General features: G+C 66.8%; 15 protein-coding genes. 9 read left to right on the forward strand and 6 right to left on the reverse strand.

Annotated elements, in window-relative coordinates:
* The first annotated feature begins 12 nt into the window (after positions 1 to 12).
* A complete protein-coding gene (locus ASF08_RS02200) occupies positions 13 to 306 on the forward strand; it encodes a formate dehydrogenase subunit delta (protein WP_018044990.1) in 294 nt (97 codons plus the stop codon).
* An 85-nt stretch (positions 307 to 391) separates the two neighbouring features.
* On the opposite strand, the gene ASF08_RS02205 is transcribed toward ASF08_RS02200, so the two are convergent.
* Together ASF08_RS02205 and ASF08_RS25965 are read right to left on the reverse strand one after the other, a co-directional pair.
* Complete coding sequence (locus tag ASF08_RS02205) at positions 392 to 1,258, reverse strand: hypothetical protein (protein WP_244474423.1); 867 nt, start codon at positions 1,256 to 1,258, stop codon at positions 392 to 394.
* Positions 1,259 to 1,387: 129 nt separating this feature from the next.
* Positions 1,388 to 1,519, reverse strand: a complete 132-nt coding sequence (locus ASF08_RS25965) for a hypothetical protein (RefSeq protein WP_274533759.1) — start codon at positions 1,517 to 1,519, stop codon at positions 1,388 to 1,390.
* Positions 1,520 to 1,953: 434 nt separating this feature from the next.
* On the opposite strand from ASF08_RS25965, the gene gltB reads away from it, so the two are divergent.
* The 4 genes from gltB (at position 1,954) to ASF08_RS02225 (ending at position 8,899) form a co-directional block, all read left to right on the forward strand.
* Complete coding sequence (gltB, locus tag ASF08_RS02210; RefSeq protein WP_056140597.1) at positions 1,954 to 6,666, forward strand: glutamate synthase large subunit; 4,713 nt, start codon at positions 1,954 to 1,956, stop codon at positions 6,664 to 6,666.
* 95 nt (positions 6,667 to 6,761) lie between these two features.
* Positions 6,762 to 6,992 carry a hypothetical protein gene (locus ASF08_RS02215; protein ID WP_056140600.1) on the forward strand — a complete coding sequence of 77 codons (231 nt, stop codon included), beginning with the start codon at positions 6,762 to 6,764 and terminating at the stop codon, positions 6,990 to 6,992.
* Positions 6,992 to 7,393: a type II toxin-antitoxin system VapC family toxin gene (locus ASF08_RS02220; RefSeq protein ID WP_056140605.1), complete on the forward strand. Its 402-nt coding sequence runs from the start codon at positions 6,992 to 6,994 to the stop codon at positions 7,391 to 7,393. Before ASF08_RS02215 ends, ASF08_RS02220 begins: the two co-directional genes overlap by 1 nt.
* Positions 7,394 to 7,465: 72 nt before the next feature.
* Complete coding sequence (locus tag ASF08_RS02225) at positions 7,466 to 8,899, forward strand: glutamate synthase subunit beta (protein WP_056140607.1); 1,434 nt, start codon at positions 7,466 to 7,468, stop codon at positions 8,897 to 8,899.
* Positions 8,900 to 8,977: 78 nt separating this feature from the next.
* Here ASF08_RS02225 and ASF08_RS02230 read toward each other — a convergent pair whose 3' ends face one another.
* The 3 genes from ASF08_RS02230 to galE form a co-directional block, all read right to left on the reverse strand.
* Entirely contained in the window at positions 8,978 to 10,348 is a 1,371-nt protein-coding gene (locus ASF08_RS02230) for an SGNH/GDSL hydrolase family protein (protein WP_056140898.1), read from the reverse strand.
* A 405-nt stretch (positions 10,349 to 10,753) separates the two neighbouring features.
* Complete coding sequence (locus ASF08_RS02235) at positions 10,754 to 11,980, reverse strand: lytic murein transglycosylase (protein WP_156629421.1); 1,227 nt, start codon at positions 11,978 to 11,980, stop codon at positions 10,754 to 10,756.
* Complete coding sequence (gene galE, locus ASF08_RS02240; protein ID WP_056140613.1) at positions 11,977 to 12,969, reverse strand: UDP-glucose 4-epimerase GalE; 993 nt, start codon at positions 12,967 to 12,969, stop codon at positions 11,977 to 11,979. The genes ASF08_RS02235 and galE overlap by 4 nt, the downstream gene beginning before the upstream one ends.
* Before the next feature lie 188 nt (positions 12,970 to 13,157).
* On the opposite strand from galE, the gene galU reads away from it, so the two are divergent.
* Positions 13,158 to 14,024, forward strand: coding sequence for a UTP--glucose-1-phosphate uridylyltransferase GalU (gene galU / locus ASF08_RS02245; protein ID WP_026176136.1), 867 nt, complete (start codon positions 13,158 to 13,160; stop codon positions 14,022 to 14,024).
* A gap of 324 nt (positions 14,025 to 14,348) precedes the next feature.
* On the opposite strand, the gene ASF08_RS02250 is transcribed toward galU, so the two are convergent.
* A complete protein-coding gene (locus ASF08_RS02250; protein WP_056140616.1) occupies positions 14,349 to 15,257 on the reverse strand; it encodes an N-formylglutamate amidohydrolase in 909 nt (302 codons plus the stop codon).
* Positions 15,258 to 15,465: 208 nt separating this feature from the next.
* Here ASF08_RS02250 and cpdR point away from each other — a divergent pair, with 208 nt between their 5' ends.
* The 3 genes from cpdR to ASF08_RS02265 all read left to right on the forward strand — a co-directional run bounded on the left by cpdR (position 15,466) and on the right by ASF08_RS02265 (position 17,085).
* Complete coding sequence (gene cpdR, locus ASF08_RS02255; RefSeq protein WP_003603128.1) at positions 15,466 to 15,822, forward strand: cell cycle two-component system response regulator CpdR; 357 nt, start codon at positions 15,466 to 15,468, stop codon at positions 15,820 to 15,822.
* A 118-nt stretch (positions 15,823 to 15,940) separates the two neighbouring features.
* The gene (grxC, locus tag ASF08_RS02260) at positions 15,941 to 16,213 is read left to right on the forward strand and encodes a glutaredoxin 3 (RefSeq protein WP_056140619.1); all 273 of its coding nucleotides are present in this window, start codon (positions 15,941 to 15,943) and stop codon (positions 16,211 to 16,213) included.
* Positions 16,210 to 17,085, forward strand: a complete 876-nt coding sequence (locus ASF08_RS02265) for a carbon-nitrogen hydrolase family protein (RefSeq protein WP_056140622.1) — start codon at positions 16,210 to 16,212, stop codon at positions 17,083 to 17,085. The genes grxC and ASF08_RS02265 overlap by 4 nt, the downstream gene beginning before the upstream one ends.
* Positions 17,086 to 17,101 lie beyond the last annotated feature (16 nt).

Consider the following 17,101-nt stretch of genomic DNA (forward strand, 5'->3'; position numbering starts at 1 on the left):
AGAGCCAGTCCCATGAGCGCCCTGACCACCAACGACAAGCTCGTCCGCATGGCGAACCAGATCGCGGGCTTCTTCCGATCCTACCCCGATGACGAGGCGGTCGCCGGCATTCACAAGCACATCGTCGCGTTCTGGACGCCGAAGATGCGCCGCGCCCTCGAAGCGCATGGCCCCACGGAGGGAAGCGGCCTCGATCCGCTGGCGTTGAAGGCGATCACGACCTCCCCGGACCAGAACGACAGCCCCGTTCGGGCGGCCACCAACGATCCGCACCTCCAGGGTGCCGGCGCCAGCGACGCCGGCTGAACGGCCGGAGGCGTTTCGAAGAAAAAGGCGCCGAGCCCTCATGGCTCGACGCCTTTTGTCGGCATGGCGGAAATCGAGGTGCCGGCTATTCGGCCGGACGGTCGCCTTGCTGATCCTTGTCGGTCGATCCCGGCACCACCGTCGCGCCGCCGATGACCCGAACGGCCTTCCTGTCAGACGGCGGGTCGCTCCAGGTCTGAGACTTGGCGGATGACGGAGCCTGCGCCGTGTCGCGGCGGGGCTGATTCGCAGCCGGCGTCGTTGGCTCGGCCTTCGGCTGCTCGATGGCGGCGACCGGCGGCGTGCTGGCCCGAGCGTCGGACGCTGCGTCCGCGGGCGACGGCGAGGGGGCTTCCGGCGCGAGCCGGGGCGCGGCCGGTTTCGCCGGCGGGGCCAATCTGGTGATTTTGCGGGCAGGTGCTGCTTCCCCCGGGCGTCTGACGTCGCCGGACCGGGCATCCGGGTTCAAGCCCAGCGGATTGCGGTCGGAGGGCTCGGCGCGGGTGGTGGACTCGGGGCGCGCCGCCACGTCGTAACGCGGCTGCCGGCCGATGCTATCCTGGCTCGGGATCCTGCCGGGAGGAACCAGCCGTTCCGCCTCGCGCATCGGTCGACGGGGCTGCTCGTCCGCTTCGGTCCAGCCATAGCCGGGCGCCGCCGGACGGGCGACCGGAACCGGTGCCGGCTGCATCGGGACACCAAGCCGCTGGCGGTCGAGAACGGCGCCGTCCCGTGCATCCACGAACAACCGGACCCTGTCGCCATAGGGGCCGGTCGCTTCGACGATATAGGCCCGGCCGTCGAATCGCGGCCGCGTCACTTCGGTGAAGCCCCGGTCGTTGAGGCGCCAGACCACGGCACGGGGTGGAAGGAACGGATCGGGCTCGTAGCCGTACTGTGCCTGGGCCGTGCCCGTCCCGAGTGCCGACAGGGTGATGAACCCCGCCAGCATGGTCAGGCTTATCGTATGGAAGCGCACAGGCGCCCTGCGGCTCGATTCCATGGTGCCTCGTCTCGATGAAGTGTCGTCGTTCCGTAGCCCACTGTTGGCGCAGGTCTAAGGAGGTCTCCGTGCGGTCCATCACCCCGCATGCCGCTTGTGCTTGGCAAGCCCTGTAGACTGCCCGAATGGGGCGGGAATACGGGTGAAGCGCGGCAAGTCGCGGGCGGCCTCGATCCGCCGCCATTCGGCGAGGGGGCGAGTGCTGTTCATAGGCTGCCTTGCGCCTCGGCCGGTCGCGGCGTCGCATGGCGCATCAAACCTGTCCATCGGGCGCGCGAGCCTCTTGCTGGACCGTTTAAAATCTGTCACCTTCCATAATTAGGACAGTACGGCTGTCCCATTTTTGGCGGGGCGTCCCTACGGCGAGCGATCGCCGGGGACGAAGTGCCTTCGAGGAACGTGGAAGGTCTGGAGCGGGTGTCGAATCTCACGAAAAAACGAGATTCCAAGCCGGTCGCCATCGCGGCGATCCGGGCCCGCACGGCTTGAATTCAAGCCGGCGCTGAGCCCGCGGAGAGCGGGCGCTTCCTCACCGAAGACCCTGCCCGAATCCGACCGCGTCGAGGACGGAGCCTGAGTGCCGGATGGCATTTGGGCATGAAACATGCTCGCATGCGGGCACGGACGAACGAGGCTGAGGGGTTATGAACATGGCCGCATCTGAGGTTGCCGGGGTCGTCCAGAACCCGATCCCCGCCACGCGGGACGGCGTCGCGCCGCTCGTCGTCCGCGATCACGCTCTCCCGCCCAAGCAGGGCCTCTACGATCCCGCCCGCGAAGGCGATGCCTGCGGCGTCGGCTTCGTGGCGGACATGCATGACCGGCGCACCCACGCCATCGTGGCGCAGGGCCTGCTCATCCTCGAGAACATCGACCATCGCGGCGCCGTCGGCGCCGATCCGAAGATGGGCGACGGTTGCGGCATCCTCACCCACATCCCTCATTTCCTCCTGAAGGAGGAGTGCGAGGGCCTCGGCATCGCGTTGCCCGAGCCCGGCCATTACGGCGTCGGGCAGTTCTTCATGCCGAAGGACGAGGAAGGCCGCCGCATCGTCGAGGAGATCGTCGAGAAGGCCCTCCAGGACGAAGGGCTTCCCTTCCTCGGCTGGCGCGACGTGCCGGTGGATTCGAGCGACCTCGGCGTGCGCGTCAAGGAGACGGAGCCGCACCACAAGCAGGTCTTCATCGGCCGCCCGGCCGCGATCACGGACGAGGACGCCTTCGAGCGCCGTCTGTTCATCGCGCGCAAGGTCATCTCGAACAAGGTCTACGGCCTCAACGATCCGCGCGTGAAGGCCTATTACCCGGTCTCCGTCTCGACCCGTACCATCGTCTACAAGGGCATGGTTCTGGTCACGCAGCTCGGCCATTACTTCAAGGACCTGCAGGACGAGCGCTACGTCTCGGGCCTCGCCCTCGTGCACCAGCGTTTCGCCACCAACACCTTCCCGACCTGGCAGCTGTCGCATCCCTACCGGATGGTCGCCCATAACGGCGAGATCAACACGCTGCGCGGCAACGTGAACTGGATGGCGGCACGCCAGGCCAGTGTCGATTCGGATCTGTTCGGCAACGACATCTCGAAGCTCTGGCCGATCTCCTACGAGGGCCAGTCCGACACGGCCTGTTTCGACAACGCCCTCGAATTCCTCGTGCAGGGCGGCTACTCGCTCGCCCATGCCATGATGATGCTGATCCCGGAGGCCTGGGCCGGCAATCCGCTCATGAGCGAAGAGCGCAAGGCGTTCTACGAATATCACGCCGCGCTGATGGAGCCGTGGGACGGCCCCGCCGCCGTCTGTTTCACCGATGGCCGCCAGATCGGCGCGACCCTCGACCGCAACGGCCTGCGCCCCGCCCGCTACATCGTCACGGAAGACGGCCTCGTCGTGCTGGCCTCCGAGATGGGCGTCCTGCCGATCCCGGACGAGAGCATCGTCGAATCCTGGCGCCTGCAGCCGGGCCGCATGCTGCTCATCGACCTGCAGAAGGGCCGCATCATCTCCGACGAGGAGATCAAGAGCGAGCTCGCGGCGGCCAATCCCTATGCGCAATGGGTGAAGAACACCCAGATCGTGCTGGAAGACCTGAAGCCGGTCATCCCGCGCGCCTCGCGCTCCGACGTGTCGCTGCTCGATCGCCAGCAGGCGTTCGGCTACAGCCAGGAAGACCTCAAGCTGCTGATGGCGCCCATGGCCGTCACCGGCCAGGAGGCGGTCGGCTCCATGGGGACCGATACGCCGCTCTCGGCTCTCTCCGACAAGCCCAAGCCCCTCTACACCTACTTCAAGCAGAACTTCGCCCAGGTCACCAATCCGGCGATCGACCCGATCCGCGAGGAGGCCGTGATGAGCCTCGTCTCGTTCATCGGGCCGCGCCCGAACCTGCTCGACATGGAAGGCGCCTCCCGCAAGAAGCGCCTGGAGGTCCGTCAGCCGATCCTGACCAACGGCGATCTGGAGAAGATCCGCTCGATCTCGCATTTCGAGGACCGTTTCGACACCAAGACCCTCGACATGACCTTCCCGGCAGAGTCAGGCGCCGTCGCCATGGAAGGCGCGGTCGACCGGCTCTGCGACCGGGCCGAGGCGGCGGTGCGCGGCGGCTACAACATCATCATCTTGACCGACCGCGGCGTCGGGCCGGATCGCATCGCGATCCCCGCCCTGCTGGCCACGGCGGCGGTGCACAACTACCTGATCCGCAAGGGGCTTCGCACCTCGGTCGGTCTCGTGGTCGAATCCGGCGAGCCGCGCGAGGTGCATCACTTCGCTTGTCTTGCCGGCTACGGCGCGGAGGCCATCAACCCCTATCTCGCCTTCGAGACCGTGATCGCGATGAAGGCCGAGTTCCCGCCGGATCTCACCGACGACGAGATCGTCTACCGCTACATCAAGTCGATCGATAAGGGCCTGCTCAAGGTCATGTCCAAGATGGGCATCTCGACCTATCAATCCTATTGCGGCGCCCAGATCTTCGACGCGATCGGCCTGAACTCGTCCTTCGTCGCCCGTGACTTCTTCGGCACCAAGACCACCATCGAAGGCATCGGCATGGCCGAGGTCGCCGAGGAGACCGCCCGGCGCCATGCCGACGCGTTCGGCGATGCCCCGGTCTTCCGCCATGCCCTCGATGTCGGCGGCGAGTATGCCTACCGCCTGCGCGGCGAGAGCCATACCTGGACGCCGGATTCGGTGGCGACCCTGCAGCACGCGGTGCGCCTCGGCCTGCCCGAGCGCTACCGCGAGTTCGCCCGGCTGGTGAACGAGCAGGAGAACCACCTCAAGACCATCCGCGGCCTGTTCCGGATCAAGCAGGCGGCCGAGCTCGGCCGGGCGCCCGTCGACATCTCCGAGGTCGAGCCGGCGGTGGACATCGTCAAGCGGTTCGCCACGGGCGCGATGTCCTACGGGTCCATCTCGAAGGAAGCCCACGAGACCCTCGCCATCGCGGTGAACTCGTTCGGCGGTCGTTCGAATTCCGGTGAGGGCGGCGAGGAGGTCGAGCGGTTCAAGCCGATGGCCGACGGTCGTTCGCGCCGCTCGGCGATCAAGCAGGTGGCCTCCGGCCGCTTCGGCGTAACGACGGAATATCTCGTCAATGCCGACATGATGCAGATCAAGGTCTCGCAGGGCGCCAAGCCCGGCGAGGGTGGCCAGCTGCCCGGCCACAAGGTCGACGCCAAGATCGCCAAGGTCCGTTACGCCACCCCCGGCGTCGGCTTGATCTCGCCGCCGCCGCATCACGACATCTACTCCATCGAGGACCTGGCCCAGCTCATCTTCGACCTGAAGAACGTGAACCCAGCGGCCGACGTGTCGGTGAAGCTCGTGTCCGAGGTCGGTGTCGGCACGGTCGCCACCGGCGTCGCCAAGGCGCGCGCCGACCACATCACCATCTCGGGCTTCGACGGCGGCACCGGCGCCGCGCCGCTGACCTCGATCAAGCATGCGGGCGGTCCCTGGGAGACGGGTCTCGCCGAGACCCAGCAGACCCTGGTGCTCAGCCACCTGCGCGGCCGTGTCGTGCTGCAGGCCGATGGCGGCATCCGCACCGGTCGCGACGTGCTCGTCGCGGCCCTGCTCGGCGCCGACCAGTTCGGCTTCTCCACCGCGCCGCTCATCGCGGCCGGCTGCATCATGATGCGCAAGTGCCACCTGAACACCTGCCCGGTGGGCGTGGCGACGCAGGACCCCGTCCTGCGCAAGCGCTTCAAGGGCACGCCCGAGCATGTGGTGAACTACTTCTTCTTCGTGGCGGAGGAGTTGCGCGAGCTGATGGCGGCGATGGGCTACACCAAGCTCGAAGACCTCATCGGCCGCTCCGACTTCCTCGACACGCTGGAGGTCATCAACCACTGGAAGGCGCGAGGCCTCGATTTCTCGAAGCTGTTCCATCGTCCCGATGTCGGCCCCGACGTGGCGATCCGCCATACGGAGAAGCAGAAGCATCCGATCGACACGGTGCTCGACCGTCGCTTGATCGAGGGCGCCAAGGCCGCCATCGAGACCGCCGAGCCGGTGGTGCTCAACGAGGTCATCAGGAACTCGGACCGCACCGCGGGCGCGATGCTCTCCGGCGTCGTCGCCAAGCGCTACGGCCATGAGGGACTGCCCGACGACACCATCACGGTGAACCTCGCCGGCACCGCCGGCCAGAGCTTCGGGGCATGGCTCGCCGCCGGCATCACCGTGGTTCTCACGGGCCACGCCAACGATTACGTCGGCAAGGGGCTGTCGGGCGGCAAGCTGATCATCCGGCCGAGCGACGCGCTGCGGTCGCCCGCCTGGCGGACGATCATGGCCGGCAACACGGTGCTCTACGGGGCCATCGCGGGCGAATGCTACATCCGCGGTTCGGCCGGCGAGCGCTTCGCCGTCCGCAATTCAGGCGCCATCACCGTGGTCGAAGGCATGGGCGACCATGGCTGCGAGTACATGACCGGCGGCGTCGTGGTGTCCATCGGCGAGACCGGGCGCAACTTCGCGGCCGGCATGTCGGGCGGCATCGCCTACGTGCTCGATGCGGACGGTTCGTTTGCCGCCCGCTGCAACCTCTCCATGGTCGATCTCGAACCCGTCGAGGAGGAGGACGACGTCATGCGCCGCTTCCACCAGGACGGCGACCTCGAGACCAAGGGGCGCGTCGACATCCTCGCTGACATGTCCGGGCACGACGAAGAGCGCCTGAGCCAGCTCATCACCAATCACCTGAAGTACACGGGTTCCCCGCGTGCCAAGGCGATTCTGGAAGATTGGGCCGGCTACCGCACCAAGTTCGTGAAGGTGATGCCGGTGGAATACCGCCGGGCCCTGCGCGAAATGGAGATGGCGCGGATGCCGGTGGCGGCGGAATAGCACTGTGACGTCGGATCGGTTCCGATCCGACGTCGTCGAGGGGATTGACGCGGACGCTCGTTCCGCGTCGGACCGTGTCTGAGGAGAAGGGATACATGATCGAACGGAGGATCAAGCTTCATCGCGAGGGGCACGAGCAGACCATCCGGCTCCCGGATGAGTTCGCTCTGCCCGGCGACGAGGCGATCCTTCGCTTGGAGGCCGGCCGTCTGACGCTCGAAGCCGTCGGACAGCTTTCCCTCCTGTCGACCCTTTCGCGCCTCATGCCTCTGGACGACGCGTGGCCCGAGATCGAGGACCGACTTCCGGAGCCGGTCGATCTCTAGTGCGCTACCTGCTCGACACGAACATCCTGTCGGCCCTCGTTCGCGCTCCCAATGGGCTCCTGCGAGAGACGATTGTGCGGGTGGGGGAGTCGAACGTCTATACGAGTGTGGTGGTGGCCTCGGAACTGCGTTTCGGTGCCGCCAGGAAAGGATCCGAACGCCTGACCCGGCAGGTGGATGCGGTTTTGGGTGCGATCACCGTCGCATCCCTCTCCGTGCCCGTCGATTACACCTATGGCGAACTGCGCCGACTTCTCGAAGCGGCTGGAACACCGATTGGATCGAACGACCTGCTGATCGCGTCGCACGCGATTTGCGATGGCAGTGTATTGGTGACGGACAATGTCGGTGAGTTCTCGCGGGTGCCGATGCTCGACGTCGAGAACTGGATAAGACCGTAGCGAGCTCGCTCGCGAAAGAAGAATCGGTCTCCGCTTCGTGCGGAGCGCTTTGGGTGAGTGGGGCTTTAGGTCATGGGCAAGATCACGGGTTTCCTTGAGTTCGACCGGCAGGAGCAGAAGTATCAGCTCGCAGCGGACCGCGTGCGGCACTTCCGCGAGTTCACGCTGCCCCTCGACGAGCACGACCTGAAGAAGCAGGCGGCGCGCTGCATGGATTGCGGCATCCCGTTCTGCCATGGGCCGACCGGCTGCCCAGTGCACAACCAGATCCCCGATTGGAACGAGCTCGTCTTCCAGTCGGATTGGGAGGAGGCCGCGCGCAACCTCCACTCCACCAACAATTTCCCGGAATTCACCGGCCGCGTCTGCCCCGCTCCGTGTGAGGAAGCCTGCACCCTCAACCTCGAGAACCAGCCCGTCGCGATCAAGACGATCGAGCAGGCCATCGCCGACCGCGCCTGGAACAATGGCTGGGTGAAGCCGGAAATTCCCGCGACCCGCACCGGCAAGAAGGTCGCCGTCATCGGTTCCGGACCTGCCGGAATGGCCGCGGCGCAGCAGCTCGCGCGCGTCGGCCACGACGTCCATGTCTTCGAGCGTGAGCCGAAGGCCGGTGGTCTGCTGCGCTACGGCATCCCCGACTTCAAGATGGAGAAGCGCCATATCGACCGGCGCGTGAAGCAGATGGAAGCGGAGGGCGTGACCTTCCATTACGGCGTCAATGTCGGCGTGACGAAGCCGCTCGACGAACTCACCGCCGAGTTCGACGCGGTGCTCTTCGCCGGCGGCGCCGAAGACCCGCGCAACCCGCAGCTCCCCGGCCAGGATCTGGCCGGCGTGCATTACGCGATGCCGTTCCTCGTCCAGTCGAACCGCCGGGTCGGCGCCGAGCCGATGCCGGGCAACGGCGAGTTGCCGATCCTCGCCACCGCGAAGAATGTCGTCGTGATCGGCGGCGGCGATACGGCGTCGGATTGCGTCGGCACCTCCTTCCGCCAGGGCGCCCTCTCGGTGACGCAGCTCGACATCCGTCCGCGTCCGCCCGAGCGCGAGGACAAACTCTCGGTCTGGCCCTACTGGCCGACCAAGATGCGGACCTCGTCGAGCCAGGCCGAAGGCGCCGAGCGCGAGTTCCAGGCCGCCACCCTGCGCCTGGAAGGCAACAAGAAGGGCAAGCTCACCGGCGTGGTCTGCACCCGTGTGGATGAGAAGCGCCAGCCCGTTCCCGGCGGTGAGTTCACCCTGCCGGCCGATCTGGTCTTCCTCGCCATCGGTTTCGCCGGTTCGGTCCGCAAGGGCCTGCTCGAGGAGTCCGGTGTCGTCATGGACAAGCGCGGCAACGTCACCGCCAACGAACTCGATTACCGGACGTCCAACGAGAAGATCTATGCCGCCGGCGACATGCGCCGTGGGCAGTCCCTCGTGGTCTGGGCGATCCGTGAAGGCCGCCAGGCGGCGCGCTCCATCGACGAGGCGCTGATGGGATCGAGCGTCCTGCCGCGCTGAAGTAGCAATCCGGGGCCGGCTTTATGTCAGGCCCCGGCGACTTGATCTCTTCTCGAACTCAGTGCCGCCACGCCGGGCTCAGCCCGGCGGCCATTTGAAATCGTCGGCCCGGCCCGGCTGGGGCATCGGCGCCGAGCCGCGCTGAAGCACCCGCTCCACGTTCCCCGATGCGTCGCCATCGCGCGGTCGTCCGCTGATGAGCGTGCCGCCGGGGGTCACTTCGGCGCGGCCGAGGGGAATGACCGGGCCGAACGCGGGCTTCACCGGCAAGGCGGGGATGCCCGGAGGCTCCGGCAGGCTCGGCAGCATCGCGGTGATCTGGCGATCGATCGCGGCGGTATCGTCGAGCTTCGGCGCCTCGCCATCGAGGAGGGGGCCGGGGAAGGTCGCCACGGGCGCGACGGCAGGCGCTTCCGTGGGGTTCGTGCCCATGAGACGCTTGAGTTCCACGTCGGCGAAATGCGCGACCTTGCGGGCGCCCGCCTTGGTGAAATGCACGCCGTCCGACGTCCGCAGCTTGGCTTCCTGCCCCTCCAGGTCGGGGCCGGTCATGGTGAAGCGGTTGCGGTCGTCGACGAAGCCCGGCCAGATGTCGACATAAGTCCCGCCCGCCTTGGCGACCCGGTCACGGATCAGGTCGTTGATCGAGGCGATGTCTTTCGTCAGTGGCTCGCTGCGCATGGGGGGCGCGCCTACCCAGATGAAGGGGATCTTCTGGCTGGCGAAGACCTTGGCCAGGGCGTCCACGCGGTCGCGGTAGATCTCGCGCCAGCGCTCCGTCCCCGGGTCCACATTCTCCGTCCCCTCGCGGATGGGCTGGCGGTCGTTCGCGCCCAGCATCACCACGGCGTAGGCGACCTTCGGGCTCGTCTTGAGGAAATCCTCCGCGGCCTTGGGCCAGTCGACCACGTCCTTCCGGACGAGGCCGCTATCGGCCTTCGAGCGGTCGAGGATCGCCACATCGGCATTGTCCTCGAACACGTCGTCGAGGCCGCGTCCGAGATAGCTCGCCAGCGAATCGCCGAACACTGCGATGCGGATCGACGGCTCCGCCTTGGGCTGGACCGGCTTCGGCTGGGCGATCACCGGAGCGGGACGCGGCCGCTTCGTGTAGGAGCGCTGGCTCTCCCCGATGGTCGGCGGCCGCGGCCGGGTGGGTCGGGCCGATGGCACGGGCGCGGGGGTCGGCTGAACCTGCTGAGGACGATCCTCCCAGGGCCAGTAGAACTGGCGCGGTGCCTCCTGAGGGGGAGGGGTGTAGCGCCGATTGGCCTGGCGAGCGCCGTAATCACCCTCCTCGCGGGGGCGGCGGCGCGGCGCGTAGTAGGAATCGCCGCGAGGGGTATCGTAGGAATCTCCCCATTGGGCCACGGCGGACGGGCTCGACGAGAAGAGCGGGGGCGTCGCGAACAGAGCGAGGAGACAGGCGCGACGAACGGCGTCCTTCACCCGTCCCGCGATGGTCGCCCCGTTCGGTACGGTCTTGACGGTCCTTGATGCCACGCTGCGACCTGCCTGCTGATCGTCGAAGGACGAGACAATGCCATCCTATCCGACGATCCGCCCCGCGTCTAAGCGGGCGTTCGATCGAACCTTTCAGCGGATGATCGGGATCGATCGGGTCTTCCGATCCGACCACCTCATCCTGAGGTGCCCTTCGCCTCGGCGAAGGGCCTCGAAGGAGGGTTCCAGAGACCGATGCGATCCTTGGAGGGCTCCTTCGAGGCCGCTTCGCGGCGCTTCAGGATGAGGTAAGGTCTTGGATCGTCGAGGCAAACTCAATTCGAGCCACCTCGTCAGGTCCCCCGTCGCCGGTATCCCCCTTGAGTAGCAAGACGCTTCGTATGACAGGAGTCACGGGCGCGAAGTGATGTGTTCGAGGAGAGCGGGCGTGGCATAGCCGTCGGCCACGAGACCTTCCTTGATCTGATACTGGCGGACCGCTTCGCGCAGCTTCGGTCCGGCGCGGCCGTCGGCGTCGCCGGCATAGAGGTTTCGGGTAGCGAGGCCCTTCTGCAGTGCCTGCAGGCCCGGTTTGTCGAGGCGAGCCGCGCCTGTCGGCCAGGGCGCCGCCAAGGCCGGCCCGCCGGCGAGCCGGTCGGCGAGGTGCCCGACGGCGAGCGCGTAGGAATCCGAGGTGTTGTAGCCCCGGATGACCTCGAAATTGTCGGTGATCAGGAAGACCGGGCCGCCCGAACCGCCGGGCAGGAACAGGCTGGCCGCCCCCGATGCCGGCAGGGCCTCGCCATCGATCCTGCGAACGCCGCGTCTGGTGAAGTCCGACAGGTCCGCGCGATACTTCGTCAGGTCGAAACCGCCGGGAAGCGTCACGGCATAGCCCCAAGACAGGTCGCGGTTCCAGCCGAGCGTTTGAAGATAACCGGCGATGGAGGCGAGGGCATCGGCCTCGGAGCGCCAGATGTCGCGGTGGCCATCTCCGTCGAAATCCACCGCATGTTTGAGGAAGGTCGATGGAAGGAACTGGGTCTGGCCCATGGCGCCGGCCCAGGATCCCTTCATCGCCTCCGGCGCGATGTCGCCGCGCTGAAGGATGGTCAGGGCGTCGAGGAGTTCGTCGCGAAACAGCGCCCCGCGAAAGCGCGCCTGGGCCAGGGTCGCCAGGGCGCGGATGGTCGGGACGGTCCCGCCGCTCGCCCCGAAATCCGACTCGACCCCCCAGAAGGCGAGGATGATCCAGCGGGGCACGCCGGTGCGCGCTTCGATCGCCGACAGGGTGCCGGAGAGACGCGCCGCCTGGGATCGCCCCTTGGCGATCCGCCCGGTCGACACCGCACCGACGAGATAGTCCCAGACGGGGCGTCCGAACTCCCCTTGAGCGGTGGTTTTGGCGAGAATGCCGGGGTCGGGGGAGAAGACTCCGCGGAAGGCCGCATCGAAGGTCGCCGCGCTGACCCCACGTGCCTCCGCATCGGGCCGCAGGGCATCGATGAAGCTGCGGAACGATGCGTTGGCCGCCATGTCGGGTTTCGCGGTTGCGGGGACCCGGACAGCGTCCTGTGCCCTGCTCTCGGTCGCCAACAGGACGCAGAGGGCGAGGGCGGCGCGAAGGAGCGTTGTCATAGGCGGTTGCGCCGGGCCAGCGACTCTTCCCATGCGAGGGCCTGGGCCACGATCCCATCGAGGTCGTCATGGCGCGGGCGCCATCCCAATTCGTCGCGGATCCGGTCGGCCTTCGCCACGATCTGCGCCGGGTCGCCGGGCCTGCGCGGCGCCAGCCTCACCTCGAAGTCGCGGCCCGACATGCGCTTCACCACCTCGATCACCTGGAGGACCGAATAGCCGCGCCCGTAGCCGCAATTGAGCGTCTTGCTCTCGCCGCCCGAGCGCAGATGCGCGATCGCCACGCAATGGGCATCGGCGAGGTCGGACACCTGGATGTAGTCGCGCAGGCACGAGCCGTCGGGGGTGGGGTAGTCCGTGCCGAACACATTGAGATGGGTGCGCCGGCCGAGTGCCGCCTGAGTGGCCACCTTGATGAGGTGGGTGGCGTCGCTTGCGGATTGGCCGCTGCGCCCGCGCGGATCGGCCCCGGCGACGTTGAAATAGCGCAGGATGACGTAGCTGAAGCCGTGGGCCTTGGCCGCGTCGGCGATCATCCACTCGCTCATCAGTTTCGAGCGGCCGTAGGGGTTGATCGGCGCGGCCACGAGGTTCTCCGGTACCGGGACGATCTCGGGCTCGCCGTAGACGGCGGCTGTGGAGGAGAAGATGACGTGCTTCACCCCACCCGCGACGGCGGCCTCGATGAGCGCCCGGGTCTTGACCGTGTTCGCGAGATAGTAGCCGAGCGGGTCCGCCACCGATTCCGGCACCACGATCTTGGCGGCGAAATGCGCCAGCACGTCGATTCCGTGCTCGGCGATGACCCGCTTCACCAGGGCCTGATCCGCCACGTCGCCCACCACGAGGGTCACTTCGGGGGGGAGCACCCAGTCGAAACCGGTGGACAGATCATCGATGACGACGACGTCCTCATGGCCGGCATCCAGCAGCGCCAAAACCATGTGGCTGCCAATATATCCCGCGCCGCCCGTCACCAGAATCGCCATGGCCCCGCTTCCATTCCCGCCGACTTCGCGGAAGATATACCTCAAACCCCCCGTGTGATCATGCGGCGCGTTAGGCTGAGTCGGGGGTGGAAATGGTTTTGTTCTTGCTCGCGAGATCGCGACAACGTGCTATCGTTCTCCGCCTCCGGGTTGTTCCCACCGCATTTTAAGAGACCGGGTCCCGCTTGATGAAACCGATTCGTAAAGCCGTCCTGCCTGTCGCAGGGTTGGGTACCCGCTTCCTGCCCGCCACCAAGGCCGTCCCGAAGGAAATGCTCACCGTGGTCGACCGGCCGGTCGTCCAGCATGTGGTGGACGAGGCGCGCGAGGCCGGAATCGAGCATTTCATCTTCGTCACCGGCCGCGGCAAGGCCGTGATCGAGGACCATTTCGACATCGCCTTCGAACTCGACCGCATGCTGCAGGAGCGCGGCAAGGAAGCGATCTACGAGGAGTTGAAGCGTGATCTCCCGGCCGCCGGGCAGACGAGCTTCACCCGCCAGCAGGCCCCCCTCGGCCTCGGCCATGCGGTCTGGTGCGCCCGCGAGATCGTCGGCGACGAGCCCTTCGCGGTGCTGCTGCCCGACATGCTGAGCAAGGGCTGCATGCAGCAGATGCTCTCGGCCTACGAGCGCCATGGCGGCAACGTCATCGCCGTGGAAGAGGTGAAGCCCGAAGAGACGCACCAGTACGGCATCGTCGGCGTCGGCGAGACCTACGGGCAGACCTTCGAGATCAACGGCATGATCGAGAAGCCCAAACAGGGCACCGCCCCGTCGAACTTCATCATTTCCGGGCGTTACATCCTCCAGCCGGAGATCTTCTCGATCCTGGAGCATGGCGAGAAGGGTGCCGGCGGCGAGATCCAGCTCACCGACGCCATGATCAAACTCGCCGAGAAGCAATCCTTCTTCGGCATGCGCTACGAGGGCCGGACCTACGATACCGGCTCGAAGCTCGGCTTCCTCACCGCGAACATCGCCTACGCGCTGGAGCGCAAGGATCTGGCCGAGCCGCTGAAAGCCGAAATCGCCCGTCTGCTCAGCGAATCGTGAGGTAAAACGGAGGAGACCTGCAAGCTGCGCCGTATGGTGCAGCGGACGCGGGCGGGGCATGCGCGGTGTGCAGCCTTTCGACGGCGAAACACTCTTGCGTTTTGTGCGACGCACTTTACTTTGTGCATTGCGAGATCGCGATGGCGTCGCGGTCCCGCAGCCCTTCTTGGGCGTTTCCTCCCTAGACTTCGGGCCGCTCTTCGGAGCGGCCTTTTTTCTTGGGCGATCCATTCTTCGACGGGGTTGGGCTTCGGTGGGGTCGGGCTCAGTGCAGCCGTTCAGGCGCGCTCGAACCTTGGAGGTGAGGGGGCCGAAAGCCCAGGCCTATTCGGCCGCCATTCTGCGCGGCGTGAGGCTGTCCATCTCCTCCGCGACCACCTTCACCACCTCGCGCAGCATCCAGACCAGATCGGCGAAGCCCTGCGTGACCGCGAGGGTGGCCTCGTTCATGTAGAGACCGCGATTGATCTCGATCTGGAGCGCGTGACGGCCGATATTCGGCTCGCCGTAATGCTCGGTGATGAAGCCGCCCGCGTAGGGCTTGTTGCGCAGGGTGCGGAAGCCGCGCGCGTGCAAATGATATTCGAACGCCGCGATCAGGGCCGGGGTGCAGCTCGTTCCGAACCTGTCGCCCAGAACGAAATCGGCCTTCGAATCCTCCTCGCGCAGCAGGCTCGATGACGGCATCGAGTGGCAATCGATGAGGATGGCGTGGCCGAACACGCGGGCCGTGCGCTGAACGAGACCGCGCAGGGTGCGGTGATACGGCTTGTAGAGCTCCTCGATCCGCGCGACCGCCTCCTCGACGGGAAACCGGCCACGGTAGATTTCCTGACCGTCGGCGACCACCCTCGGCACCGTGCCGAGGCCGCCGGCCACCCGCATGGACCGGGTGTTGGCGAAGGGCGGGAGGCGTCCGTCGAACATGCGTGGGTCGAGTTCGTAGGGCTCGCGATTCACGTCGAGATAGGCCCGCGGGAAGTTCGCGCGCATCAGCGGCGCACCGAGATCGACCACCGGCGCGAACAGCCTGTCGACATAGGCGTCCTCCGAGCGCCGGAGCGCCAACGGGTCGAGGCGCGACGCCGCCAGGAAGGCCTTCGGGTAGACCGCACCGGAATGAGGCGTGTTGAACACGAACGGAAGCGTGTGCTCCCTCGGTTCGTCGATGGCGAAGGGTGGCGCGAAATCTCCTGGATTCGCTGCATCCCGGCGGAGGCTCGGCTCGGTCATCGCGGCGTGGGCGCCCAGGGGCTGACGGGGAAACGCATGACCGCACTTTGCGGTGCGCGGAGGGTGGTGTCCACTGTGACACGACCTGAGGTGAAACGAACGGTGTGCCCCTGTGCACGTGGCCCGGCCACCAATCTCAACACCTTGTTTACCAAGTCTGCGCTTTATGAAATGAACTCAGCGACTCACGGGTGCGGGACACCGACAGATGAAGATCCTCCTGGCCGAAGACGACAACGACATGCGCCGGTTCCTGGCCAAGGCGTTGCAGAATGCCGGCTATGACGTGCTGTCGTTCGATAACGGCCTGTCGGCCTACAACCGCCTGCGGGAGGAGCCTTTCGAACTGCTCCTCACCGATATCGTGATGCCGGAGATGGACGGGATCGAGCTCGCCCGCCGCGCCACCGAACTCGATCCGGACATCAAGGTGATGTTCATCACGGGTTTCGCGGCGGTGGCCCTCAACCCCGATTCGAAGGCTCCGAAGGACGCGAAGGTCCTGTCCAAGCCTTTCCACCTGCGCGATCTCGTCAATGAGGTCGAGAAGCTGCTGGCCGCCTGAGTCGGGACGTGATCCCCGGCCCGACGACGGCTTTGTAACAGGACGGTGTCTTGTCGGTAGGAAGGTGACCGCCGTTCCCCTATATGCTGAGGGGAGCGAAGCGGGACGTCAGCAAACCATGCCTCCGGTGACCATCTATACGACAGCCTGGTGCCCTTATTGCACCGCCGCCAAGACCTTGCTGCGGGAGAAGGGCGCTTCCTTCACCGAGATCGACGTCGAGAAGATCGCGGGCTCGCGCCTCGCCATGACCCAGCGTGCCGGCGGCCGGACCAGTGTGCCGCAGATCTTCATCGGCGAGACGCATGTGGGTGGTTGCGACGACCTCTATGCCCTCGACCGGTCGGGAAAGCTCGACCCGCTCCTGTCGGCGCCGGCAGTGCAATCATGAGCGACGCGTCATCGACGGAACAGAGCAAGACGGAGCCCCGCTTCGTCGCGGCCTGCGTCCAGATGCGGTCCGGGCGCGATCCCCTCGCCAACCGCGATGCCGCCGTCGCCCTGGTGCGAGAGGCGGCGTCCCAGGGGGCGGACTACGTCCAGACGCCGGAAATGACCTCCCTGGTGGAGCGGGACAAAGCCAGCCTGTTCGCCAACGTGCGCGAGCAGGACGAGGACGTGACCCTCGCCGCCCTGCGCGATGTGGCCCGCGAGCGCGGCATCGTCGTCCATATCGGCTCGCTGGCCGTGCGGAACGGCGACAAGATCGCGAACCGCGCCTTCCTCATCGATGCGGAAGGCGCGATCACCGCGTCCTACGACAAGCTCCACCTCTACGACGTGGACCTTCCCAACGGCGAGCGCTGGCGCGAATCCAACACCTATACCGGCGGCGCCTGCGCGGTCGTCGCCGAGACGCCGTGGGCGCCGCTCGGAATCGCGATCTGCTACGATCTGCGTTTCCCCGCCCTGTACCGGGCTCTGGCGGAAGCCGGGGCGACGATCCTCAGCGCGCCGGCCTGTTTCACCAAGCAGACGGGCGAGGCGCATTGGCATGTGCTCCACCGCGCCCGCGCCATCGAGACCGGATCGTTCATGATCTCGGCCGCCCAGGGCGGTCGCCACGAGGACGGCCGCGAGACCTACGGCCATTCGATTATCGTCGATCCCTGGGGCAAGGTGCTGGCGGATGCCGGCGGGGCGGAGCCCGGCGTGATCCTGGCCGAGATCGACCTCGCCCGCGTCACCGAGGCGAGGGGGCGGATCCCCGCCCTCAAACACGCGCGCCCCTTCACGGTCGAGCGCGTCGGGCGGGCCGGGTGAGCATGCGTCCGGTCCG

The sequence above is a fragment of the Methylobacterium sp. Leaf85 genome, from assembly GCF_001422125.1.
GTDB lineage: Bacteria > Pseudomonadota > Alphaproteobacteria > Rhizobiales > Beijerinckiaceae > Methylobacterium > Methylobacterium bullatum.